Here is a 17,879-nt window from a genome sequence, read left to right on the forward strand (position 1 = left end):
AACCCATGCAATCACAAGCCACCGACACCGAGGCCCTACCGCGCCGATACCGAACCTGGATACCGCTGACCGGCTTAACCGGCCGTCAGTTCCACACCGTGCTCACGCCCATCGGCCATCAACTCGCCCCTGTGTCCCGTGGCCGCCCGTGGAGCATGCCGCCGCCCGTGCGGGTGCTGCTGGTGCTGATTCATTTGCGCACCAACCTGACCACCCGTGCGCTGGCCGCCTTGTTCACCACCAGCCAATCCGCCGTCGACCGGATCATTCACCACCTGGTGCCGACGCTGGCCGCCGTTCTGCACCCCACCCCCGACCACGACTCTGCTCACCCGTGGATCATCGACGGCACCCTGATCCCGGTGCACGACCAATCGATCACCACGATCAGTAAAAACCACCGCCGCAGCGTCAACACCCAGATCCTCATCAACGCCGACACCCGCCACGTCGTAGCCGTTGGCCAGTGCTGGCCCGGTAACCGCAATGATGTCGTCGTGGCGCGCCCGACCGTCGCTGGGCTCATCGACGGTCCCCGGACCATCCTCGGAGACGGCGGCTACCGCGGAATCACCACCATCACCGGCCCCCCACGCGGACCCGGCGACCGGATCATCCACCACGACCACTACCGCCGACACCGGCGCATCCGCGCCCGCGTCGAACACGTCATCGCCAGCATCAAGGACTGGCAAATCCTGCGACAACGCCGCCGCCCAGAAGACGCCATCAATCACAGCCTTCACATCATCGCCGCACTCTGGAACCTCAAATGCTGCGGACAATTACGGGTCACCTCTTAGTCGATTAGCACATCCACCGAAGGCCCCCGACGCCCAGTGTGTCGGGGGCCTTCGTGTGCGTTGGGCCACAATGGTGCCCGTGGCAGACACGGTGCAGCAACTACTTCGGGAACGAGCCGGCGACGACGCCGCGGCGGTCAGATACGACGAGCGCGTCTGGAGCTGGCGTGAGCACCTGGCCGACGCCGCGGCGATGGCGGCGGCCCTGATCAAGGCTGCTGATTCGGACCGGCCGCTGCACGTCGGGGTGCTGCTGGGCAACACCCCCGAGATGCTGACCGCGATGGCGGCCGCCGCTCTGGGTGGCTACGTGCTGTGCGGGATCAACGACACCCGCCGCGGTGCCGCGCTGGCCGGCGATATCGGCAAGGCGGACTGCCAGATCCTGCTTACCGATCCCGCGCACATCGGACTGCTCGACGGCCTCGACCTGTCGGGGGTACGCATTCTCGACGTCAGCAGTGCCGAATGGTCGACGATGTTGGCCGACGCCGGCGACCTGGTCCCGTATCGCGAAGTGGGACCCAACGACACCTTCATGATGATCTTCACCTCCGGCACCAGCGGGGATCCCAAAGCCGTTCAGCTGCCGCACCTGATCGTGCCGTTCGCCGGCGCCTCGTTGATCCAGCGATTCGAGCTGAGTGCGTCCGACGTCTGCTACCTGTCGATGCCGCTGTTTCACTCCAACGCGCTGCTGGCCGGGTGGAGTGTGGCCGTGGGGTGCGGGGCGTCGATGGTGCCCGCGGCCTTTTCGGCGTCCGGGTTGCTGCCCGACCTGCGCCGCTACCAGGCGACCTACATGAACTATGTCGGTAAACCGCTGGCCTATGTGCTGGCCACCCCCGAACAGCCAGACGACCACGACAACCCGCTGCGGGTGGCCTTCGGCAACGAGGCCAGTGATCGCGACATCGCGGAATTCTCCCGCCGTTTCGACTGCGCGGTGTGGGACGGGTTCGGCTCCACCGAGGGCGCCATCATCATCACCCGCGAGGACGGCTGCCCGTCCGGGTCGCTGGGCAAGCCGTTTCCCGGCGTCGCGATCTACAACGCCGACACCGTGACCGAGTGCGTGGCAGCCGAATTCGCCGAGGACGGCAGCCTGGCCAACCCCGACGAGGCGATCGGCGAACTGGTCAACACCACCGGGGCCGGCATGTTCTCCGGCTACTACAACGACCGGGACGCCACCGACGCCCGGCTGCGGCACGGCATGTACTGGTCCGGTGATCTCGCCTACGCCGACGCCGACGGCTGGATCTACTTCGCCGGCCGCAGCGGCGACTGGCTGCGCGTCGACGGCGAGAACATGACCACCGCGCCCATCGAACGCATCCTGCAGCGGCTGGAACCGGTCAACCAGGTCGCGGTGTACGCGGTGCCCGACGAGGCGGTGGGCGACCAGGTGATGGCCGCCATCGTGTTGCACGACGACGCCGAGCTGACCCCCGTAGAGCTGGGTGACTTCCTGGCCGGTCAGGCCGATCTTTCACCCAAGGGATGGCCACGCCATGTCTGGATCACCGAAGCGCTGCCGTCGACCGCAACCAACAAGGTGCTCAAGCGGGAGCTGACCGCGCGCGGTGCCCGACCCGACGGGGGCGCGCTGTGGACGCGCCAGGGCAACGCCCGGACCTACACCGTCGTCGAGCGCTAGTTAGCGCGGATCCGCCGCAATCACCAGTGCGGGATCGGCGGGACCGGGGGTACGGGCGGCACCGGCGGAACCGGCGGCGGCGTGGGGTGCTGACCCGGCTGCGGAATGTCCGGGACCGGCGGCACGGCCGGGACCGGGGGTACCGGCGGGACCGGCGGGACTGTGGGGTACGCGCCAGCGGTGCCGGCGCCCAGGCCCAGCGCAACAGCGGCCAGGAGGCCGCCGGCAGCCAACTTGATCTGGATCTTCATCGTGGTCGTCGCCTCTCGTTATCCTCCGACGGAGGCCACGGTGATCGCGTCCGCCGACTGACAACGATATTAACGGCGCTGTTAGGCCGTTCTGAGCGGATTTTTCGACGGGGGCGGGTTGGCCGGTCAGCACCCCGCGCATGCTGAACCTGGGGAAACCCCCGGGGAATGAACGTGCCCATCCCTGCGTTTGGGCGGATGAGGGCTGACCTGGCATAATCGATCGGCAAGGCCCTGAATTTTCAGGCAGCAAACGGTTCCGGTTCACGTCCGACACCTCGGGCGACCCGGCGGCCAGCGAATGAAGAGGACATCATGAAATCTGGCATCCACCCCGCCTACGGCGAGACCACGGTCGTCTGCGGCTGCGGGCACTCGTTCACCACCCGCAGCACCAAAGAGGGCGGGCACATCGTGGTCGAGGTCTGCTCGCAGTGCCACCCGTTCTACACCGGCAAGCAGAAGATCCTGGACAGCGGCGGCCGGGTGGCGCGCTTCGAGCGGCGCTACGGCAAGCGCAAGACCGGCGCCCAGGAAGCTTCGGCCGACAACTAGCCACATCGACGCCCGGACTGTCGCGGACCGCGCAGGCCGGGCGTCGTTTTGTGTTCGGAGGGTGTAGATGACGCAGGGCGTGCGGACGATCGACGCGTTGCTGGCCGAACACGCTGAACTCGAAGGTCGGCTCGCCGACCCGAATCTGCACAACAATCCCGCCGACGCCCGCAAGGTGGGCCGGCGATTCGCGCAGGTGGCGCCGATCGTCGCCGCCTACCGCAAACTGGAATCCGCGCGCGGCGACCTGGAGGCTGCGCGGGAACTTGCCGCCGACGACGACTCGTTCGCCGAGGAGGTCACCGAGCTGGAAGCCAAGGTGGCCGAACTGGACACCCAGCTCACCGACATGCTCGCCCCGCGCGACCCGCACGACGCCGACGACATCGTGCTCGAGGTCAAATCCGGTGAGGGCGGCGAGGAATCGGCGTTGTTCGCCGCCGATCTGGCCCGGATGTACATCCGCTACGCCGAACGCCAGGGCTGGAAGGTGACGCTGCTCGACGAGACCACCTCGGACCTGGGCGGCTACAAGGACGCCACCCTGACCATCGCGAGCAAGGGCGACACTGCCGACGGGGTGTGGTCGCGGATGAAGTTCGAGGGCGGGGTACACCGGGTCCAGCGGGTGCCGGTCACCGAATCCCAGGGGCGGGTGCACACCTCGGCCGCGGGGGTACTGGTCTACCCCGAACCCGAGGAGGTCGCCGAGGTCGCTATCGACGAATCGGATCTGCGCATCGACGTCTACCGGTCGTCGGGGAAGGGCGGCCAGGGGGTCAACACCACCGACTCGGCGGTCCGCATCACCCATCTGCCCACCGGCATCGTCGTGACCTGCCAGAACGAACGTTCCCAGCTGCAGAACAAAACCCGGGCGCTGCAGGTGCTGGCCGCCCGCCTGCAGGCGTTGGCCGAGGAGCAGGCGCTGGCCGACGCCTCGGCAGACCGGGCCAGCCAGATCCGCACCGTGGACCGCAGCGAACGCATCCGCACCTACAACTATCCGGAGAACCGCATCACCGACCACCGGATCGGCTACAAGGCGCACAACCTCGACCAGGTTCTCGACGGCGACCTCGACGCGATGTTCGACGCCCTGGCCGCCGCCGATAAAGAATCCCGGCTGCAGCAGGGGACGTAGCCATGACCCGGCTGCGGGACGCGATCGACTCCGCTGCAGCAGTTTTCGCCGCGGCAGGGATCGACTCGGCGCGATACGACGCCGAGGAGTTGGCCGCCCACCTGGCGGGCGTCGACCGGGCCCGGCTGCTGCTGGCCGACCCGCCCGACGACGCATTCTTCGCCCGCTACCGCGATGTCGTGAGCCTGCGTTCGCAGCGGGTGCCGCTGCAGCACCTCACCGGCACCGCCGCGTTCGGACCGCTCACCCTGCAGGTGGGTCCCGGGGTGTTCATCCCACGCCCGGAAACGGAGTCCATCCTGGAATGGGCTACGACCCAACAGCTTCCATCAGAGGCGGTCATCGTCGATGTCTGCACCGGATCGGGTGCCTTGGCCATCGCACTGGCCCGACACTGGCCCAGTGCCCGGGTGCTGGCCATCGAGGACTCCGAGGCTGCACTGGGCTACGCCCGCCGCAACTGTGCGGGCACCGCGGTGGAGCTGGTGTGCGCCGACGCCAAGACACCGGGACTGCTGCCCGAACTCGACGGCCGAGTTGACCTGGTGGTGTCCAACCCGCCCTACATTCCCGACGGTGCGGAACTGGACCCCGAAGTGGCCCAGCATGATCCGTCGCGTGCCTTGTTCGGCGGGCCGGACGGGATGCTGGTGATCACAGCGGTGGCCGCGACCGCCGGCCGCTGGCTGCGTCCAGGCGGGCTGTTCGCCGTTGAACACGACGACACCACGTCGGCGTTGACGGTCGAAACCATCCGCAACACAGGGTGTTTCGATAGCATGACGCCGAGGCGGGACCTGGCGGGTCGCGACCGATTCGTAACGGCGCGGCGGATGGGGGAGGTGCGCGATTGAGTGACTTCGACTGTGGCGACCCCGACCAGCGTGCGCAGGGCATCGCCACCGCGGTAAGTGCGCTGCGCAGCGGCCGCCTGGTGGTGATGCCCACCGACACCGTCTATGGGATCGGCGCCGACGCGTTCGACAGCGCCGCAGTGGCCGCGCTGCTCGCAGCCAAGGGCCGTGGCCGGGACATGCCGGTCGGCGTGCTGGTCGGGTCCTGGCACACCATTGAGGGTCTGGTCGTCGCGGTGCCCGACACCGCCCGGGAACTGATTCGCGCGTTCTGGCCAGGTGCGTTGAGCCTGGTAGTGCGCCAAGCGCCGTCACTGCAGTGGGACCTCGGGGACGCTCGGGGCACGGTGATGCTGCGGATGCCGCTACACCCGGTCGCCATCGAAGTGCTGCGCGAAGTGGGACCGATGGCGGTGTCCAGCGCCAACGTGTCGGGTCAGCCGCCGGCGGTCGATGCCGCAGAGGCGCGCCGCCAGCTCGGTGATCGCGCTGACGTCTACCTGGATGCCGGACCGTCGCCGCAACAGGCGGCCTCCACAATCGTCGACCTCACCGGGCCGGCGCCGCGGATCCTGCGACCCGGACCGGTCAGCGCCGACGCCATCGGCTCCGTGCTCGGCGTGGACCCCGCCGGGCTGACGAGCTGATCGGAACGCCGGTGCAGTACGGTCGCACCGTGTTCAGCGACGTGCACTGCCTGGACAACCTGGCGGGCGGTCTGCTCGCGCTATCCGAGCGCGGTGCCGGTGTCCCGTTGCGGGAGCTGGCCCTGGTCGGGTTGACCGCGGCGATCATCACCTACTTCACCACCGGTCCGGTACGGGTGCTGGCCACCCGGCTGGGGGCGGTGGCGTTTCCCCGCGACCGCGACGTGCATGTGGAGCCGACGCCGCGGATGGGCGGGCTGGCGATGTACCTCGGCGTGGTCGCCGCGGTCTTTCTGGCGTCGCAGCTTCCCGCGCTCACCCGGGGCTTCGTCTATACCTCCGGTATGCCGGCCGTGCTGGTTGCCGGCGGGCTGATCCTGATCGTCGGCCTGCTCGACGACAAATGGGGCCTGGACGCGCTGACCAAGTTCGCCGGCCAGATCACCGCGGCCAGCGTGCTGGTCACCATGGGCGTCGCCTGGAGCGTGCTCTACATACCGATCGGCGGCGTCGGCACCATCGTGCTGGATCAGGCCTCCTCGATCCTGCTCACCTTGGCGCTGACGGTGTCCATCGTGAACGCGATGAACTTCGTCGACGGCCTGGACGGGCTGGCCGCCGGGCTGGGCCTGATCACCGCGCTGGCGATCTGCATCTTCTCGGTGGGGCTGCTTCGTGACCACGGCGGGGACGTGCTGTTCTACCCGCCGGCGGTGATCTCGGTGGTCCTGGCCGGCGCCTGTCTGGGTTTCCTGCCACACAACTTTCACCGTGCCAGGGTCTTCATGGGCGACTCGGGCTCGATGCTGATCGGTTTGATGCTGGCCGCTGCGTCGACGACGGCCGCCGGGCCGATCTCGCAGAGCGCCTATGGCGCCCGCGACGTGTTTGCTCTGCTGTCGCCGTTCCTGTTGGTGGTGGCGGTGATGTTCGTGCCCGCCCTGGACATGCTGTTGGCGATCATCCGGCGCACCCGCGCGGGGCTGAGCCCGTTCAGTCCGGACAAGATGCATCTGCACCACCGGTTGCTGCAGATCGGCCACTCGCACCGTCGGGTGGTGCTACTTATCTACCTGTGGGTGGGCATCGTCGCGTTCGGTACCGCGAGCACAATCTTCTTCGATCCCCGCTACACCGGAGCGGTCATGTTGGGGGCGATTGTCGTCGCGGTTGTGGTGACGGTGATCCCGTTGATACGCGGCAACAACGAGCTCTACGACGAACAGTAGTAGAGGCGTCTACCATGTGGTACGGTGCTGGCAGAACCCGAAAAAACCTCGCGGGTTGCCGGCCTCGGCACCATCGGTGTGACAGCCGATCGGTACCGACGAACGTCCGACAAAGGGAGCAGCCCTTGAGTGGTTTCAGCACGCTCTGTGCCGTCCGGTACGCTCGGCGCGTCGTGCAGTGATCACGCTAGCGGCACTCAGGAACGCGGGGATTGAGGTGAAGCGGTGACGACACCAGCGCAAGACGCGCCGTTGGTGTTGCCCTCGGTGGTATTCCAGCCGGTTCGGCTGCTGCTCATCTGCATTGTTTCGACCGCCGTGGCGATCGCCGCAGCCGCGCAATTCGGTCAGCCGATGTTCGGTGTTTTCTTCGGGGTGGGGTTGGCGCTCGGCTTGGGCAACGCCCTGTTGATCCGGCGGTCGGCGCTGAAGATCACCGCCGAGGCTCATCCGCTCAAGCAGAAGATGGCGTTGAACTCGGCCGCCCGACTGCTGGTCATCACGGTCATCGGGTTGGCGATCGTGGTCGTCTTCCAGAAGTACGGCGGAATCGGTGCGCTCTTCGGGTTGGCACTGTTCGAGGTGGTGCTGGTGCTGACCACCACACTGCCAGTGGTAAAAAAGCTCCGCGCACAAGCGTCAGAGTCCGGCGCGGAAGGGACGGCAAATGACTGAGACGATCCTGGCCGAGGGTGCCATCGAGGTCGGCCACCATGAGACCGCGGTCTGGCCGCTGCTCGGTGAAGTCAACATCGACACCATCATGGCCTCCGGGATCGCCGCGGTGATCGTGATCGCCCTGGCGCTGTTCCTGCGGGCCAAGGTGACCTCCACCGGGGTGCCGGGCGGCGTGCAGCTGTTCTTCGAGGCGATCACCATTCAGATGCGCAACCAGATCGAGGGCGCGATCGGGATGAAGATCGCTCCGTTCGTGTTGCCGTTGGCCGTCACCATTTTCGTCTTCATCCTGGTCTCCAACTGGCTCTCGGTATTGCCGCTGCAGTACTCGGACGACGCCGGCAGCGCCAAGGAGTTGTTCGCTCCTCCGGCTGCGGACATCAACTATGTGCTGGCGCTGGCCCTGTTCGTGTTCATCTGCTACCACGCGGCCGGGTTCAAGCGCCGCGGCATCATCGGACACCCGGTGAAGCTGCTCAAGGGCCACGTCGCGGTGCTGGCACCGATCAACATCGTCGAAGAGCTGGCCAAGCCGATCTCGCTGTCGCTCCGTCTTTTCGGCAACATCTTCGCCGGCGGCATCCTGGTCGGGCTGATCGCGCTGTTCCCGCCGTACGTGATGTGGGCGCCGAACGCCATCTGGAAATCCTTCGACCTGTTCGTCGGGTTGATCCAGGCCTTCATCTTCGCGCTACTGACCATCCTGTACTTCAGTCAAGCGATGGAGCTCGAAGAAGACCACGACCACTAAGACCACCCCGACCACCACAACGACAGACCTGGTAGACCGCTACCAGACAGCAAGGAGGAAATGCAATGAACCCCACAATCGCGGCCGGCGCCCTCATCGGCGGCGGACTGATCATGGCCGGCGGCGCGATCGGTGCCGGTATCGGTGACGGTATCGCCGGTAACGCGCTGATCTCCGGTATCGCCCGGCAGCCCGAGGCCCAGGGTCGACTGTTCACCCCGTTCTTCATCACCGTGGGTCTGGTCGAGGCGGCCTACTTCATCAACTTGGCGTTCATGGCGCTGTTCGTCTTCGCCACCCCGGTCAAGTAATCCGCTGCGATGGGTGACTTGAGCGCAACCGTCCTGGCTGTGAGCCAGGCAGCCGAGGAAGGCGGCACCAAGAACTTCCTCATCCCGAACGGCACCTTCTTCGCCGTGCTGATCATCTTCTTGATCGTGCTCGGTGTGATCGGCACCTTCGTCGTGCCGCCGATCACGAAGGTGCTGCGGGAGCGCGAGAACATGGTCACCAAGACCATGGCCGACAACAAGAAGTCGGCCGAGCAGTTCGCAGCCGCCGAGTCCGACTACGAGCAGCAGATGTCGGCAGCGCGAGTCCAGGCTTCGGCGGTGCGCGACGAAGCCCGGGCGCAGGGCCGCGCGGTCCTGGAGGACATGCGTGGCAGGGCGGACACCGAGGTGGCCGCCACTCTGCAAAGCGCCGGCGATCAACTCAAGCAGGAAGGCGACGCCGTCGCCGCGGACCTGCGGGCCCGGGTGGACACGTTGTCGTCCTCCCTGGCCAGCAGAATCCTCGGGATAGACGTCAGCTCGACGGCGGCCGCGGCAACCTCGGACAGCACAGGGCGGTAGCGGATCATGTCGACGTTCATCGGACAACTCGTAGGCTTCGCGGTCATTCTGTGGCTGGCCTGGCGCTTTGTCGTGCCGCCGGTGCGCAATCTGATGGCCGCGCAGCAGCAGTCGGTGCGGGATCAACTGGCGGAAGCGGCCGCGGCAGCCAAGCGGCTGACTGAAGCCGACCAGGCCCACACCGCCGCCGTGGAGCGGGCCAAGACCGAGGCGCAGCGGGTGACTGAGGAGGCCAACGCGGACGCCGAACGCCTCGCCGTGCAACTCCGCGCGCAGGCTGACGCCGAGGTGGAGCGCATCAAGGTGCAAGGTGCGGCGCAGGTGCAGTTGCTACGCGCACAGCTGATCCGCGAACTGCGCTCGGACCTCGGCGACGAATCCGTGCGGCGTGCCGGAGAGTTGGTGCGCGACCACGTCAGCGACCAGGGGCGGCAGGCGGCCACCGTCGACCGTTTCCTCGACGAACTGGACGCGATGGCGCCGTCGGAAGCCGAGGTCGCCAACCCGCTGCTGGCCAGGATGCGCTCCGCCAGCCGGGTCGCTCTGGCCGGCTTGGCCGCACGGTTCGAGCAGGTGGCACCCGGGCTCGACGAGCAGGGTCTGACGACGCTGTCCGACGATCTGGCCGCGGTCGCCCGTCTGCTGGACACCGAGACCGTCGTCACCCGGTACCTGACGCAGCCCGGCGACGACCCGGCCCCCCGGGTCCGGCTGGTGCAGCGGCTGGTTACCGGCAAAGTCGCGGCCCCCGCACTGGAGTTGGTCACCGCGGCGGTCACCGAGCGGTGGTCGGCGAACACCGACCTGGTCGACGCCATCGAGCACGTGGCCCGGCTGGCATTGCTGGTGCGCGCCGAACGTGCCGGACAGGTCGACGAGGTCGAGGACCAGCTGTTCCGGGTCTCCCGCGTGCTGGACGCCGAGCCGCGGCTGGACACCCTGCTCAGCGAGACCTCGACTCCCGCCGACGGCCGGGTTGCCTTGCTGCGCAAGGTACTCGACAGTTCGAGCGGTGGGGCCAACCCGATCGCGGTGGCGCTGCTGTCCCAGACCGTCCGGTTGTTGCGTGGCGAACACGCCGCGCAGGCGGTACTGAACCTGGCCGAGGTGGCAGTGGCCCGCCGCGGCGAGGTGGTCGCCCACGTTGGTGCGGCGGCGGAGGTCACCGATGCCCAACAGAGCAGGCTCACCTCGGTGTTGAGCCGTATCTACGGACATCCGGTGACGGTGCAGATGCAGATCGACCCCTCCCTGCTGGGCGGGCTGTCGATCTCGGTGGGCGACGAGGTGATCGACGGCACGCTGGCCGCTCGTCTCACCGCCGCGCGCGCCCAGCTGCCCGACTGATGCGAACCTATTCGACTTAACGAGCACAACCTAGAAGGCAGGAAGACGAGAAGCCATGGCAGAGTTGACAATCTCCGCTGATGACATTCAGGGGGCGATCGAGGAGTACGTAGGCTCCTTCACCTCCGACACCGCCCGCGAGGAGGTCGGCACCGTCATCGACGCCGGCGACGGCATTGCGCACGTCGAGGGGCTCCCGTCGGTGATGACCCAGGAGCTGCTCGCGTTCCCCGGCGGTGTCCTCGGCGTGGCGCTCAACCTCGATGAGCACGGCGTCGGCGCGGTCATCCTGGGCAACTTCGAGAACATCGAAGAAGGCCAGCAGGTCAAGCGCACCGGTGAGGTGCTCTCGGTTCCGGTCGGAGACGCCTTCCTGGGCCGTGTGGTCAACCCGCTCGGTCAGCCGATCGACGGACGCGGCGAGATCGCCGCGGAAACCCGACGCGCACTGGAGATCCAGGCCCCGTCGGTGGTCCAGCGTCAAAGCGTGAGCGAGCCGCTGCAGACCGGTATCAAGGCCATCGACGCCATGACCCCGATCGGCCGTGGCCAGCGCCAGCTGATCATCGGTGACCGTAAGACCGGCAAGACCGCCGTCTGCGTGGACACCATCCTCAACCAGCGTCAGAACTGGGAGACCGGTGACCCGCAGCAGCAGGTGCGCTGCGTGTACGTGGCCATCGGGCAGAAGGGCACCACCATCGCCAGTGTGCGGCGCGCACTCGAAGAGGGTGGTGCGATGGACTACACCACCATCGTCGCCGCCCCCGCGTCGGACTCCGCCGGCTTCAAATGGCTTGCCCCCTACACCGGTTCGGCGATCGCCCAGCACTGGATGTACGGCGGCAAGCACGTGCTGATCGTGTTCGACGACCTGACCAAACAGGCCGAGGCCTACCGAGCGATCTCGCTGCTGCTGCGCCGCCCGCCGGGCCGCGAGGCCTACCCGGGTGACGTGTTCTACCTGCACTCACGGCTGTTGGAGCGCTGCGCGAAGCTGTCCGATGAGCTCGGTGGCGGTTCGATGACCGGCCTGCCGATCATCGAGACCAAGGCCAACGACATCTCGGCCTACATTCCGACCAACGTCATCTCTATCACCGACGGTCAGTGCTTCCTGGAGACCGACCTGTTCAACCAGGGTGTCCGCCCGGCCATCAACGTCGGTGTGTCGGTGTCCCGTGTCGGTGGTGCCGCCCAGATCAAGGCCATGAAAGAGGTGGCCGGGTCGCTGCGTCTGGACCTGTCGCAGTACCGCGAGCTGGAGGCATTCGCCGCCTTCGCATCCGACCTGGACGCGACCTCCAAGGCACAGCTGGAGCGCGGTGCGCGACTGGTCGAGCTGCTCAAGCAGCCGCAGTACCAGCCGATGGCGGTCGAGGAGCAGGTGGTCTCGATCTTCCTGGGCACCGGCGGTCACCTGGACTCGGTGCCGGTCGAGGACATCGGCCGCTTCGAAGCCGAGTTCATCGACCACGTCAAGGCTTCCGAGGGCGACCTGCTGACCGAGATCCGGGAGTCCAAGAAGCTCTCCGATGAGGCCGCCGAGCGGCTTGAAGGGATCGTCAACCAGTTCAAGAAGGGCTTCGCCGCAACCGGCGGCGGCTCGGTGGTTCCCGACGCGCACGTCGAGGCACTCGACGAAGGCAAGCTCGGCAAGGAAGCGGTGCAGGTCCACAAGCCGGCGCCCAAGAAGAAGTAACGCGCCATGGCTGCCACACTTCGCGAACTGCGGGGGCGCATCCGCTCCGCCGGGGCGATCAAGAAGATCACCAAGGCGCAGGAGCTGATCGCCACCTCGCGTATCGGCCGAGCGCAGGCCCGGCTGCAAGCGGCCCGGCCCTACTCCGTCGAGATCACCCGGCTGCTCACCACACTGGCCGCCGAGGCCGCACTGGATCACCCGCTGCTGGTCGAGCGCAGCGAACCCAAGCGGGCCGGTGTGCTGGTGGTGTCCTCCGACCGCGGTCTGTGTGGTGCCTACAACGCCAACATCTTCCGCCGCGCCGAGGAGCTCTTCTCGCTGCTGCGTGAAGAGGGTAAGACGCCGGTCCTCTACGTCGTCGGCCGAAAGGCGTTGAGCTACTATTCCTTCCGCAACTGGAAGGTGACCGAGTCGTGGACCGGGTTCTCTGAGCGGCCCAGCTACGACGACGCGGCGGGCATCGCTTCGACGTTGGTGGAGGCGTTCGTCGCCGGGGCCGACGACGAGGGCGACCATCCAGGCGGCGACGGTGCGTTGGGTGTCGACGAACTGCACATCGTGGCCACCGAGTTCCGCTCGATGTTGTCGCAGTCGGCTGAGGCACGCCGGATCGCCCCGATGCTGGTGGAGTACGTCGGCGAGGACACCGGTCCCCGCACGCTGTACTCGTTCGAGCCGGATGCGACGACGCTGTTCGAGTCGCTGCTACCGCGGTATCTGACCACCCGCGTGTACGCCGCGTTGCTGGACTCCGCGGCCTCGGAGCTGGCGTCGCGCCAGCGGGCGATGAAGTCGGCCACCGACAACGCCGACGACTTGATCAAGGCGCTCACGCTGGAAGCCAACCGTGAGCGTCAGGCCCAGATCACCCAGGAAATCAGCGAAATCGTCGGCGGCGCGAACGCGCTGGCCGACGCCAGGTAAGCCCCTAAGGAAGCGAAGAAGATCATGACTGCTACCGCTGAAACGGCCGCCGCCAAAGGCGCCGACACCAACGGCCGCGTGGTGCGGATTACCGGACCCGTGGTCGACGTCGAGTTCCCACGGGGCGCCGTGCCGGAACTGTTCAACGCGCTGCACGCGGAGGTCACCTTCGAGGCGCTGGCGAAGACGCTGACCCTGGAGGTCGCCCAGCACCTGGGTGACAACCTGGTGCGCTGCATCTCGATGCAGCCCACCGACGGCCTGGTGCGCGGCGTCGCGGTCAGCGACACCGGCGCCTCGATCTCGGTGCCGGTCGGTCACGACGTCAAGGGCCACGTGTTCAACGCGCTGGGTCACTGCCTCGACGAGCCCGGCTACGGGAAAGACTTCGAGCACTGGGGCATTCACCGCAAGCCCCCGGCCTTCGACGCGCTTGAGCCGCGCACCGAGATGCTGGAGACCGGCCTCAAGGTCGTCGACCTGCTGACCCCGTATGTGCGTGGTGGCAAGATCGCCCTGTTCGGCGGCGCCGGCGTGGGCAAGACGGTTCTGATCCAGGAGATGATCAACCGTATCGCCCGCAACTTCGGTGGTACCTCGGTGTTCGCCGGCGTGGGGGAGCGCACCCGTGAGGGCAACGACCTGTGGGTCGAGCTCGCCGACGCCAACGTGCTCAAGGACACCGCGTTGGTGTTCGGCCAGATGGACGAGCCGCCCGGCACCCGTATGCGGGTGGCGCTGTCGGCGCTGACCATGGCCGAGTGGTTCCGCGACGAGGCGGGCCAGGACGTGCTGCTGTTCATCGACAACATCTTCCGGTTCACCCAGGCCGGTTCCGAGGTTTCCACCCTGCTGGGCCGGATGCCCTCGGCGGTGGGTTACCAGCCGACGCTGGCCGACGAGATGGGTGAGCTGCAGGAGCGCATCACCTCGACCCGTGGCCGGTCCATCACCTCGATGCAGGCCGTGTACGTGCCCGCCGACGACTACACCGACCCGGCGCCGGCGACGACATTCGCGCACCTCGACGCCACCACCGAGCTGTCCCGGGCGGTGTTCTCCAAGGGCATCTTCCCCGCCGTGGACCCGCTGGCGTCCAGCTCGACCATCCTCGACCCGGCCATCGTCGGCGACGAGCACTACCGCGTGGCCCAGGAGGTCATCCGAGTCCTGCAGCGCTACAAGGACCTTCAGGACATCATCGCGATCCTCGGTATCGACGAGCTGTCCGAGGAGGACAAGCAGTTGGTGGGCCGGGCGCGACGCATCGAGCGGTTCCTGAGCCAGAACATGATGGCCGCCGAGCAGTTCACCGGTCAGCCTGGTTCGACGGTGCCGCTCAAGGAGACCATCGAGGCGTTCGACAAGCTGTGCAAGGGCGACTTCGACCACCTGCCCGAGCAGGCCTTCTTCCTGATCGGTGGTCTCGACGACCTGGCTAAGAAGGCCGAGAGCCTCGGCGCCAAGCTGTGATGCCGGTTCGCATCCGACGCAGGCGAAAGGTGGTATGAGATGGCCGAACTGGACGTCGAGATCGTCGCCGTCGACCGCAAGGTCTGGTCGGGTAAGGCGAGCTTCATCTTCACCCGGACCACGGTCGGTGAGATCGGGATTCTGCCGCGGCACATCCCGTTGGTCGCCGAGCTCGTCGACGACGCGATGGTGCGGGTGGAGCGCGACGACGAGGACGACCTGCGGATCGCGGTCCACGGCGGGTTCCTGTCGGTCACCGAGGAAGGGGTGAGCATCCTCGCCGAGGCGGTGGACTTCCCCGAGGAGATCGACGAGGCCACCGCCCGTCACGACGCGCAATCCGGTGATCCGAGGACCGCAGCCAAGGGCAGGGCCCGGCTGCGCGCCCTGGGCGTACTCGACTAGTAGGTGTGGCCGATGCACGTGCCCATGATCGTCATGGCCGTGCTGGTCGCCTTCTTGTCGCTTGCCGTCGCCGCACTGGGCTACCGGCTCTGGAACCTGCGCCAGGGGGGTATCGCCGCGATCATGCGCGATATTCCCGCCGTAGGGGGACACGGATGGCGCCATGGCGTGATCCGTTATCGCGGTGGCGAAGCCGCGTTCTACCGCCTGTCCAGTGTGCGGTTGTGGCCCGATCGTCGGCTCGCCCGCCGCGGCGTGGAGGTGGTGGCTCGGCGGTCGCCACGCGGAGACGAGTTCGACATCATGACCGAAGAGATCATGATCCTGGAACTTCGTGACACCACCCAGGATCGCCGGGAGGGGTTCGAGCTCGCGCTGGAGCGTGGTGCGCGCACCGCGTTCCTGTCCTGGCTGGAATCCCGGCCCTCACCGCGGGCGCGGCGGCGCAGCACCTAGATTCGGTCGCGGGCTCACGCCCCGCCGCCGGGCTTCCACAGCACATCGCCGTTCGGGTTGGCGTGCCGCGACAGCACGAACAGCAGGTCCGAGAGCCGGTTCAGGTACTTGGCCGGCAACACATGGGTGTCCTCGGGGTGGCTGGTGATCGCCGCCCACGCCGCCCGCTCGGCCCGTCGGACCACCGTGCGGGCCACGTGCAGCAGTGCCGCCAGAGGTGAGCCGCCGGGCAGGATGAAGGAGTTCAGCGGCGCCAGGTTCTCGTTGTATTCGTCGCACCACTTTTCCAGTCGGTCGATGTAGGACTGGGTGATGCGCAACGGCGGGTATTTCGGGTTCTCCACCACCGGGGTGGCAAGATCCGCGCCCGCATCGAAAAGGTCGTTCTGGATTTGCAGGAGCACCTCGCGCACCGCGGCATCGGGGTTGCCCAGTGTCACCGCGACGCCCAGGGCGGCGTTGGCCTCATCACAATCGGCGTAGGCCACCAGGCGGGCATCGGTTTTGGAGACCCGGGAGAAATCGCTCAACCCGGTGGTCCCGTCGTCGCCGGTTCGGGTGTACACGCGGGTGATATGCACTGCCATGGCCACGACCGTACCGGTCCGACTGACACTGGCGATCCGGCTCACTACACTGACCCGCGTGAGCGAGCGTTTCGTGGTGACCGGGGGTGCTCGGTTATCCGGCGAAGTGGCTGTCGGCGGCGCCAAGAACAGCGTGCTCAAGCTGATGGCCGCGGCACTGTTGGCCGAAGGCACCAGCACCATCACCAACTGCCCGGACATCCTCGACGTCCCGTTCATGGCCGAGGTGCTGCGCGGACTGGGTGCCACCGTGGAGCTCGAAGGCTCAACCGTACGCATCACATCGCCCGACGAACTGAAGTACGACGCCGACTTCGCTGCGGTACGCCAGTTCCGGGCCTCGGTCTGTGTGCTGGGCCCGCTGGTGGGCCGATGTAAACGGGCCAGGGTCGCGCTGCCCGGCGGTGACGCCATCGGGTCGCGGCCACTCGACATGCACCAGGCGGGCCTGCGGCAGTTGGGCGCGACCTGCAACATCGAGCACGGCTGTGTGGTTGCCCACGCAGACACGTTGCGCGGTGCGGAGATTCAACTCGAGTTCCCGTCGGTGGGGGCAACCGAGAACATCCTGATGGCCGCGGTACTGGCCGAGGGCGTGACCACCATCCACAACGCGGCACGCGAGCCCGATGTGGTGGACCTGTGCACCATGTTGAACCAGATGGGCGCACAGGTTGAGGGTGCCGGCTCGCCGACGCTGACCATCACCGGGGTACCCCGGCTGTACCCGACCGAGCACCGCGTGATCGGCGACCGCATCGTCGCCGCCACCTGGGCCATCGCGGCGGTGATGACGCGCGGCGACATCGAGGTGACCGGCATCGATCCCGCCCACCTTCAACTGGTGTTGCACAAGCTGCACGACGCGGGCGCCACCGTCACCCAGACAGAGGACAGCTTCCGGGTCGTGCAGTACGAGCGGCCCAAGGCGGTCAATGTCGCCACCTTGCCGTTTCCCGGATTCCCGACCGACCTGCAGCCGATGGCGATCGGCATGGCCTCGATCGCCGATGGCACCTCGATGATCACCGAGAACGTGTTCGAGGCGAGGTTTCGCTTCGTCGAGGAGATGGTGCGACTGGGTGCCGACGCCCGCACCGACGGTCACCATGCGGTGGTGCGCGGCATCCCGCAACTCTCGAGCGCGCCGGTGTGGTCATCGGACATCCGCGCCGGCGCCGGCCTGGTGTTGGCGGGCCTGGTGGCGGACGGAGAAACCGAGGTCCACGACGTTTTCCACATCGATCGGGGCTACCCGTTGTTCGTGGAGAACCTGGCCAGTTTGGGCGCCGAAATCGAGAGGGTAGGATAGTCCCAAGCGTCAACAGCCCGGGCCGGAACCGGCCCCGGGAGTTGACTCGGCCCAGGCCCTGGAGTACAGTGGCAGGGTTGCCTGAAAACCGGGTGTGTTGTTTGAGAACTCAATAGTGTGTTTGGTGGTTTTTGTTTGTTGTTGTTTTTTTGCCGTGCCTGGGGGTACCCCCGTGCTTTCTGGGTGTGGTGTTTTTTGGTCAGTTTTTTGACCTGTTGTTTTCGGGATTTTTCTGAATTGGCCT

General features: G+C 67.0%; 21 protein-coding genes. 18 read left to right on the plus strand and 3 right to left on the minus strand.

Translation table 11 applies throughout. From position 1 onward, the window contains the following. The first annotated feature begins 5 nt into the window (after nucleotides 1-5). Nucleotides 6-803 carry a transposase gene (locus tag AC5Y36_RS23550; RefSeq protein ID WP_500043383.1) on the plus strand — a complete coding sequence of 266 codons (798 nt, stop codon included), beginning with the start codon at nucleotides 6-8 and terminating at the stop codon, nucleotides 801-803. 79 nt (nucleotides 804-882) lie between these two features. After that, nucleotides 883-2,463: a fatty-acid--CoA ligase FadD1 gene (gene fadD1, locus AC5Y36_RS23555; protein WP_500043384.1), complete on the plus strand. Its 1,581-nt coding sequence runs from the start codon at nucleotides 883-885 to the stop codon at nucleotides 2,461-2,463. 20 nt (nucleotides 2,464-2,483) lie between these two features. Here fadD1 and AC5Y36_RS23560 read toward each other — a convergent pair whose 3' ends face one another. After that, nucleotides 2,484-2,714: a hypothetical protein gene (locus AC5Y36_RS23560; RefSeq protein WP_500043385.1), complete on the minus strand. Its 231-nt coding sequence runs from the start codon at nucleotides 2,712-2,714 to the stop codon at nucleotides 2,484-2,486. Nucleotides 2,715-3,029: 315 nt separating this feature from the next. On the opposite strand from AC5Y36_RS23560, the gene rpmE reads away from it, so the two are divergent. From rpmE to AC5Y36_RS23635, 15 genes are all read left to right on the plus strand, one after another. Continuing rightward, entirely contained in the window at nucleotides 3,030-3,269 is a 240-nt protein-coding gene (gene rpmE / locus AC5Y36_RS23565) for a 50S ribosomal protein L31 (protein ID WP_500043386.1), read from the plus strand. Between the two features lie 67 nt (nucleotides 3,270-3,336). Next, nucleotides 3,337-4,413 (plus strand): peptide chain release factor 1, encoded by a 1,077-nt coding sequence (gene prfA, locus AC5Y36_RS23570; protein WP_500043387.1) that lies wholly within the window; start codon nucleotides 3,337-3,339, stop codon nucleotides 4,411-4,413. Between the two features lie 2 nt (nucleotides 4,414-4,415). Then, complete coding sequence (prmC, locus tag AC5Y36_RS23575; RefSeq protein WP_500043388.1) at nucleotides 4,416-5,267, plus strand: peptide chain release factor N(5)-glutamine methyltransferase; 852 nt, start codon at nucleotides 4,416-4,418, stop codon at nucleotides 5,265-5,267. Next, nucleotides 5,264-5,914 carry an L-threonylcarbamoyladenylate synthase gene (locus AC5Y36_RS23580; protein ID WP_500043389.1) on the plus strand — a complete coding sequence of 217 codons (651 nt, stop codon included), beginning with the start codon at nucleotides 5,264-5,266 and terminating at the stop codon, nucleotides 5,912-5,914. The genes prmC and AC5Y36_RS23580 overlap by 4 nt, the downstream gene beginning before the upstream one ends. An 11-nt stretch (nucleotides 5,915-5,925) precedes the next feature. Next, nucleotides 5,926-7,143 (plus strand): glycosyltransferase family 4 protein, encoded by a 1,218-nt coding sequence (locus AC5Y36_RS23585; protein WP_500043390.1) that lies wholly within the window; start codon nucleotides 5,926-5,928, stop codon nucleotides 7,141-7,143. Between the two features lie 225 nt (nucleotides 7,144-7,368). Beyond that, nucleotides 7,369-7,818 (plus strand): ATP synthase subunit I, encoded by a 450-nt coding sequence (locus AC5Y36_RS23590; protein WP_500043391.1) that lies wholly within the window; start codon nucleotides 7,369-7,371, stop codon nucleotides 7,816-7,818. Then, nucleotides 7,811-8,572, plus strand: coding sequence for a F0F1 ATP synthase subunit A (gene atpB, locus AC5Y36_RS23595; protein WP_500043392.1), 762 nt, complete (start codon nucleotides 7,811-7,813; stop codon nucleotides 8,570-8,572). The genes AC5Y36_RS23590 and atpB overlap by 8 nt, the downstream gene beginning before the upstream one ends. 65 nt (nucleotides 8,573-8,637) lie before the next feature. Then, on the plus strand, nucleotides 8,638-8,883 hold the full coding sequence (locus tag AC5Y36_RS23600; RefSeq protein ID WP_014816976.1) for a F0F1 ATP synthase subunit C: 246 nt from the start codon (nucleotides 8,638-8,640) through the stop codon (nucleotides 8,881-8,883). Between the two features lie 9 nt (nucleotides 8,884-8,892). Then, complete coding sequence (locus AC5Y36_RS23605) at nucleotides 8,893-9,426, plus strand: F0F1 ATP synthase subunit B (protein ID WP_500043393.1); 534 nt, start codon at nucleotides 8,893-8,895, stop codon at nucleotides 9,424-9,426. A gap of 6 nt (nucleotides 9,427-9,432) precedes the next feature. After that, entirely contained in the window at nucleotides 9,433-10,773 is a 1,341-nt protein-coding gene (locus tag AC5Y36_RS23610) for a F0F1 ATP synthase subunit B/delta (RefSeq protein ID WP_500043394.1), read from the plus strand. Nucleotides 10,774-10,828: 55 nt separating this feature from the next. Further along, nucleotides 10,829-12,475, plus strand: coding sequence for a F0F1 ATP synthase subunit alpha (gene atpA / locus AC5Y36_RS23615; RefSeq protein ID WP_500043395.1), 1,647 nt, complete (start codon nucleotides 10,829-10,831; stop codon nucleotides 12,473-12,475). Nucleotides 12,476-12,481: 6 nt separating this feature from the next. After that, a complete protein-coding gene (locus AC5Y36_RS23620; RefSeq protein WP_500043396.1) occupies nucleotides 12,482-13,402 on the plus strand; it encodes a F0F1 ATP synthase subunit gamma in 921 nt (306 codons plus the stop codon). A gap of 24 nt (nucleotides 13,403-13,426) precedes the next feature. Beyond that, the gene (gene atpD / locus AC5Y36_RS23625) at nucleotides 13,427-14,875 is read left to right on the plus strand and encodes a F0F1 ATP synthase subunit beta (protein WP_500043397.1); all 1,449 of its coding nucleotides are present in this window, start codon (nucleotides 13,427-13,429) and stop codon (nucleotides 14,873-14,875) included. 39 nt (nucleotides 14,876-14,914) lie between these two features. Next, nucleotides 14,915-15,280, plus strand: a complete 366-nt coding sequence (locus tag AC5Y36_RS23630) for a F0F1 ATP synthase subunit epsilon (protein ID WP_500043398.1) — start codon at nucleotides 14,915-14,917, stop codon at nucleotides 15,278-15,280. Nucleotides 15,281-15,292: 12 nt separating this feature from the next. Beyond that, on the plus strand, nucleotides 15,293-15,736 hold the full coding sequence (locus AC5Y36_RS23635) for a DUF2550 domain-containing protein (protein WP_500043399.1): 444 nt from the start codon (nucleotides 15,293-15,295) through the stop codon (nucleotides 15,734-15,736). 14 nt (nucleotides 15,737-15,750) lie between these two features. Here the strand turns inward: AC5Y36_RS23635 and AC5Y36_RS23640 are convergent, their stop codons facing one another. Further along, nucleotides 15,751-16,323, minus strand: coding sequence for a cob(I)yrinic acid a,c-diamide adenosyltransferase (locus tag AC5Y36_RS23640; RefSeq protein ID WP_500043400.1), 573 nt, complete (start codon nucleotides 16,321-16,323; stop codon nucleotides 15,751-15,753). A gap of 58 nt (nucleotides 16,324-16,381) precedes the next feature. Here AC5Y36_RS23640 and murA point away from each other — a divergent pair, with 58 nt between their 5' ends. Then, nucleotides 16,382-17,635 (plus strand): UDP-N-acetylglucosamine 1-carboxyvinyltransferase, encoded by a 1,254-nt coding sequence (gene murA / locus AC5Y36_RS23645; protein WP_500043401.1) that lies wholly within the window; start codon nucleotides 16,382-16,384, stop codon nucleotides 17,633-17,635. Between the two features lie 9 nt (nucleotides 17,636-17,644). Here murA and AC5Y36_RS23650 read toward each other — a convergent pair. Continuing rightward, nucleotides 17,645-17,879: hypothetical protein (locus AC5Y36_RS23650; protein ID WP_500043402.1), on the minus strand; the 235-nt coding region annotated here is incomplete at its 5' end.

The sequence above is a fragment of the Mycobacterium sp. NGS50 genome (genome assembly GCF_059812545.1).

What these genes read in the sequence shown, in the direction of transcription:
- AC5Y36_RS23605 (WP_500043393.1), top strand. Translation starts at nt 8,893, where the DNA reads ATGGGTGACTTGAGCGCAACCGTCCTGGCTGTGAGCCAGGCAGCCGAG.
- AC5Y36_RS23630 (WP_500043398.1), top strand. Translation starts at nt 14,915, where the DNA reads ATGGCCGAACTGGACGTCGAGATCGTCGCCGTCGACCGCAAGGTCTGG.
- prmC (WP_500043388.1), top strand. Translation starts at nt 4,416, where the DNA reads ATGACCCGGCTGCGGGACGCGATCGACTCCGCTGCAGCAGTTTTCGCC.
- atpD (WP_500043397.1), top strand. Translation starts at nt 13,427, where the DNA reads ATGACTGCTACCGCTGAAACGGCCGCCGCCAAAGGCGCCGACACCAAC.
- AC5Y36_RS23600 (WP_014816976.1), top strand. Translation starts at nt 8,638, where the DNA reads ATGAACCCCACAATCGCGGCCGGCGCCCTCATCGGCGGCGGACTGATC.
- atpB (WP_500043392.1), top strand. Translation starts at nt 7,811, where the DNA reads ATGACTGAGACGATCCTGGCCGAGGGTGCCATCGAGGTCGGCCACCAT.
- AC5Y36_RS23620 (WP_500043396.1), top strand. Translation starts at nt 12,482, where the DNA reads ATGGCTGCCACACTTCGCGAACTGCGGGGGCGCATCCGCTCCGCCGGG.
- AC5Y36_RS23635 (WP_500043399.1), top strand. Translation starts at nt 15,293, where the DNA reads ATGCACGTGCCCATGATCGTCATGGCCGTGCTGGTCGCCTTCTTGTCG.
- AC5Y36_RS23640 (WP_500043400.1), bottom strand. Translation starts at nt 16,323, where the DNA reads ATGGCAGTGCATATCACCCGCGTGTACACCCGAACCGGCGACGACGGG.
- AC5Y36_RS23560 (WP_500043385.1), bottom strand. Translation starts at nt 2,714, where the DNA reads ATGAAGATCCAGATCAAGTTGGCTGCCGGCGGCCTCCTGGCCGCTGTT.
- AC5Y36_RS23550 (WP_500043383.1), top strand. Translation starts at nt 6, where the DNA reads ATGCAATCACAAGCCACCGACACCGAGGCCCTACCGCGCCGATACCGA.
- AC5Y36_RS23610 (WP_500043394.1), top strand. Translation starts at nt 9,433, where the DNA reads ATGTCGACGTTCATCGGACAACTCGTAGGCTTCGCGGTCATTCTGTGG.
- atpA (WP_500043395.1), top strand. Translation starts at nt 10,829, where the DNA reads ATGGCAGAGTTGACAATCTCCGCTGATGACATTCAGGGGGCGATCGAG.
- rpmE (WP_500043386.1), top strand. Translation starts at nt 3,030, where the DNA reads ATGAAATCTGGCATCCACCCCGCCTACGGCGAGACCACGGTCGTCTGC.
- prfA (WP_500043387.1), top strand. Translation starts at nt 3,337, where the DNA reads ATGACGCAGGGCGTGCGGACGATCGACGCGTTGCTGGCCGAACACGCT.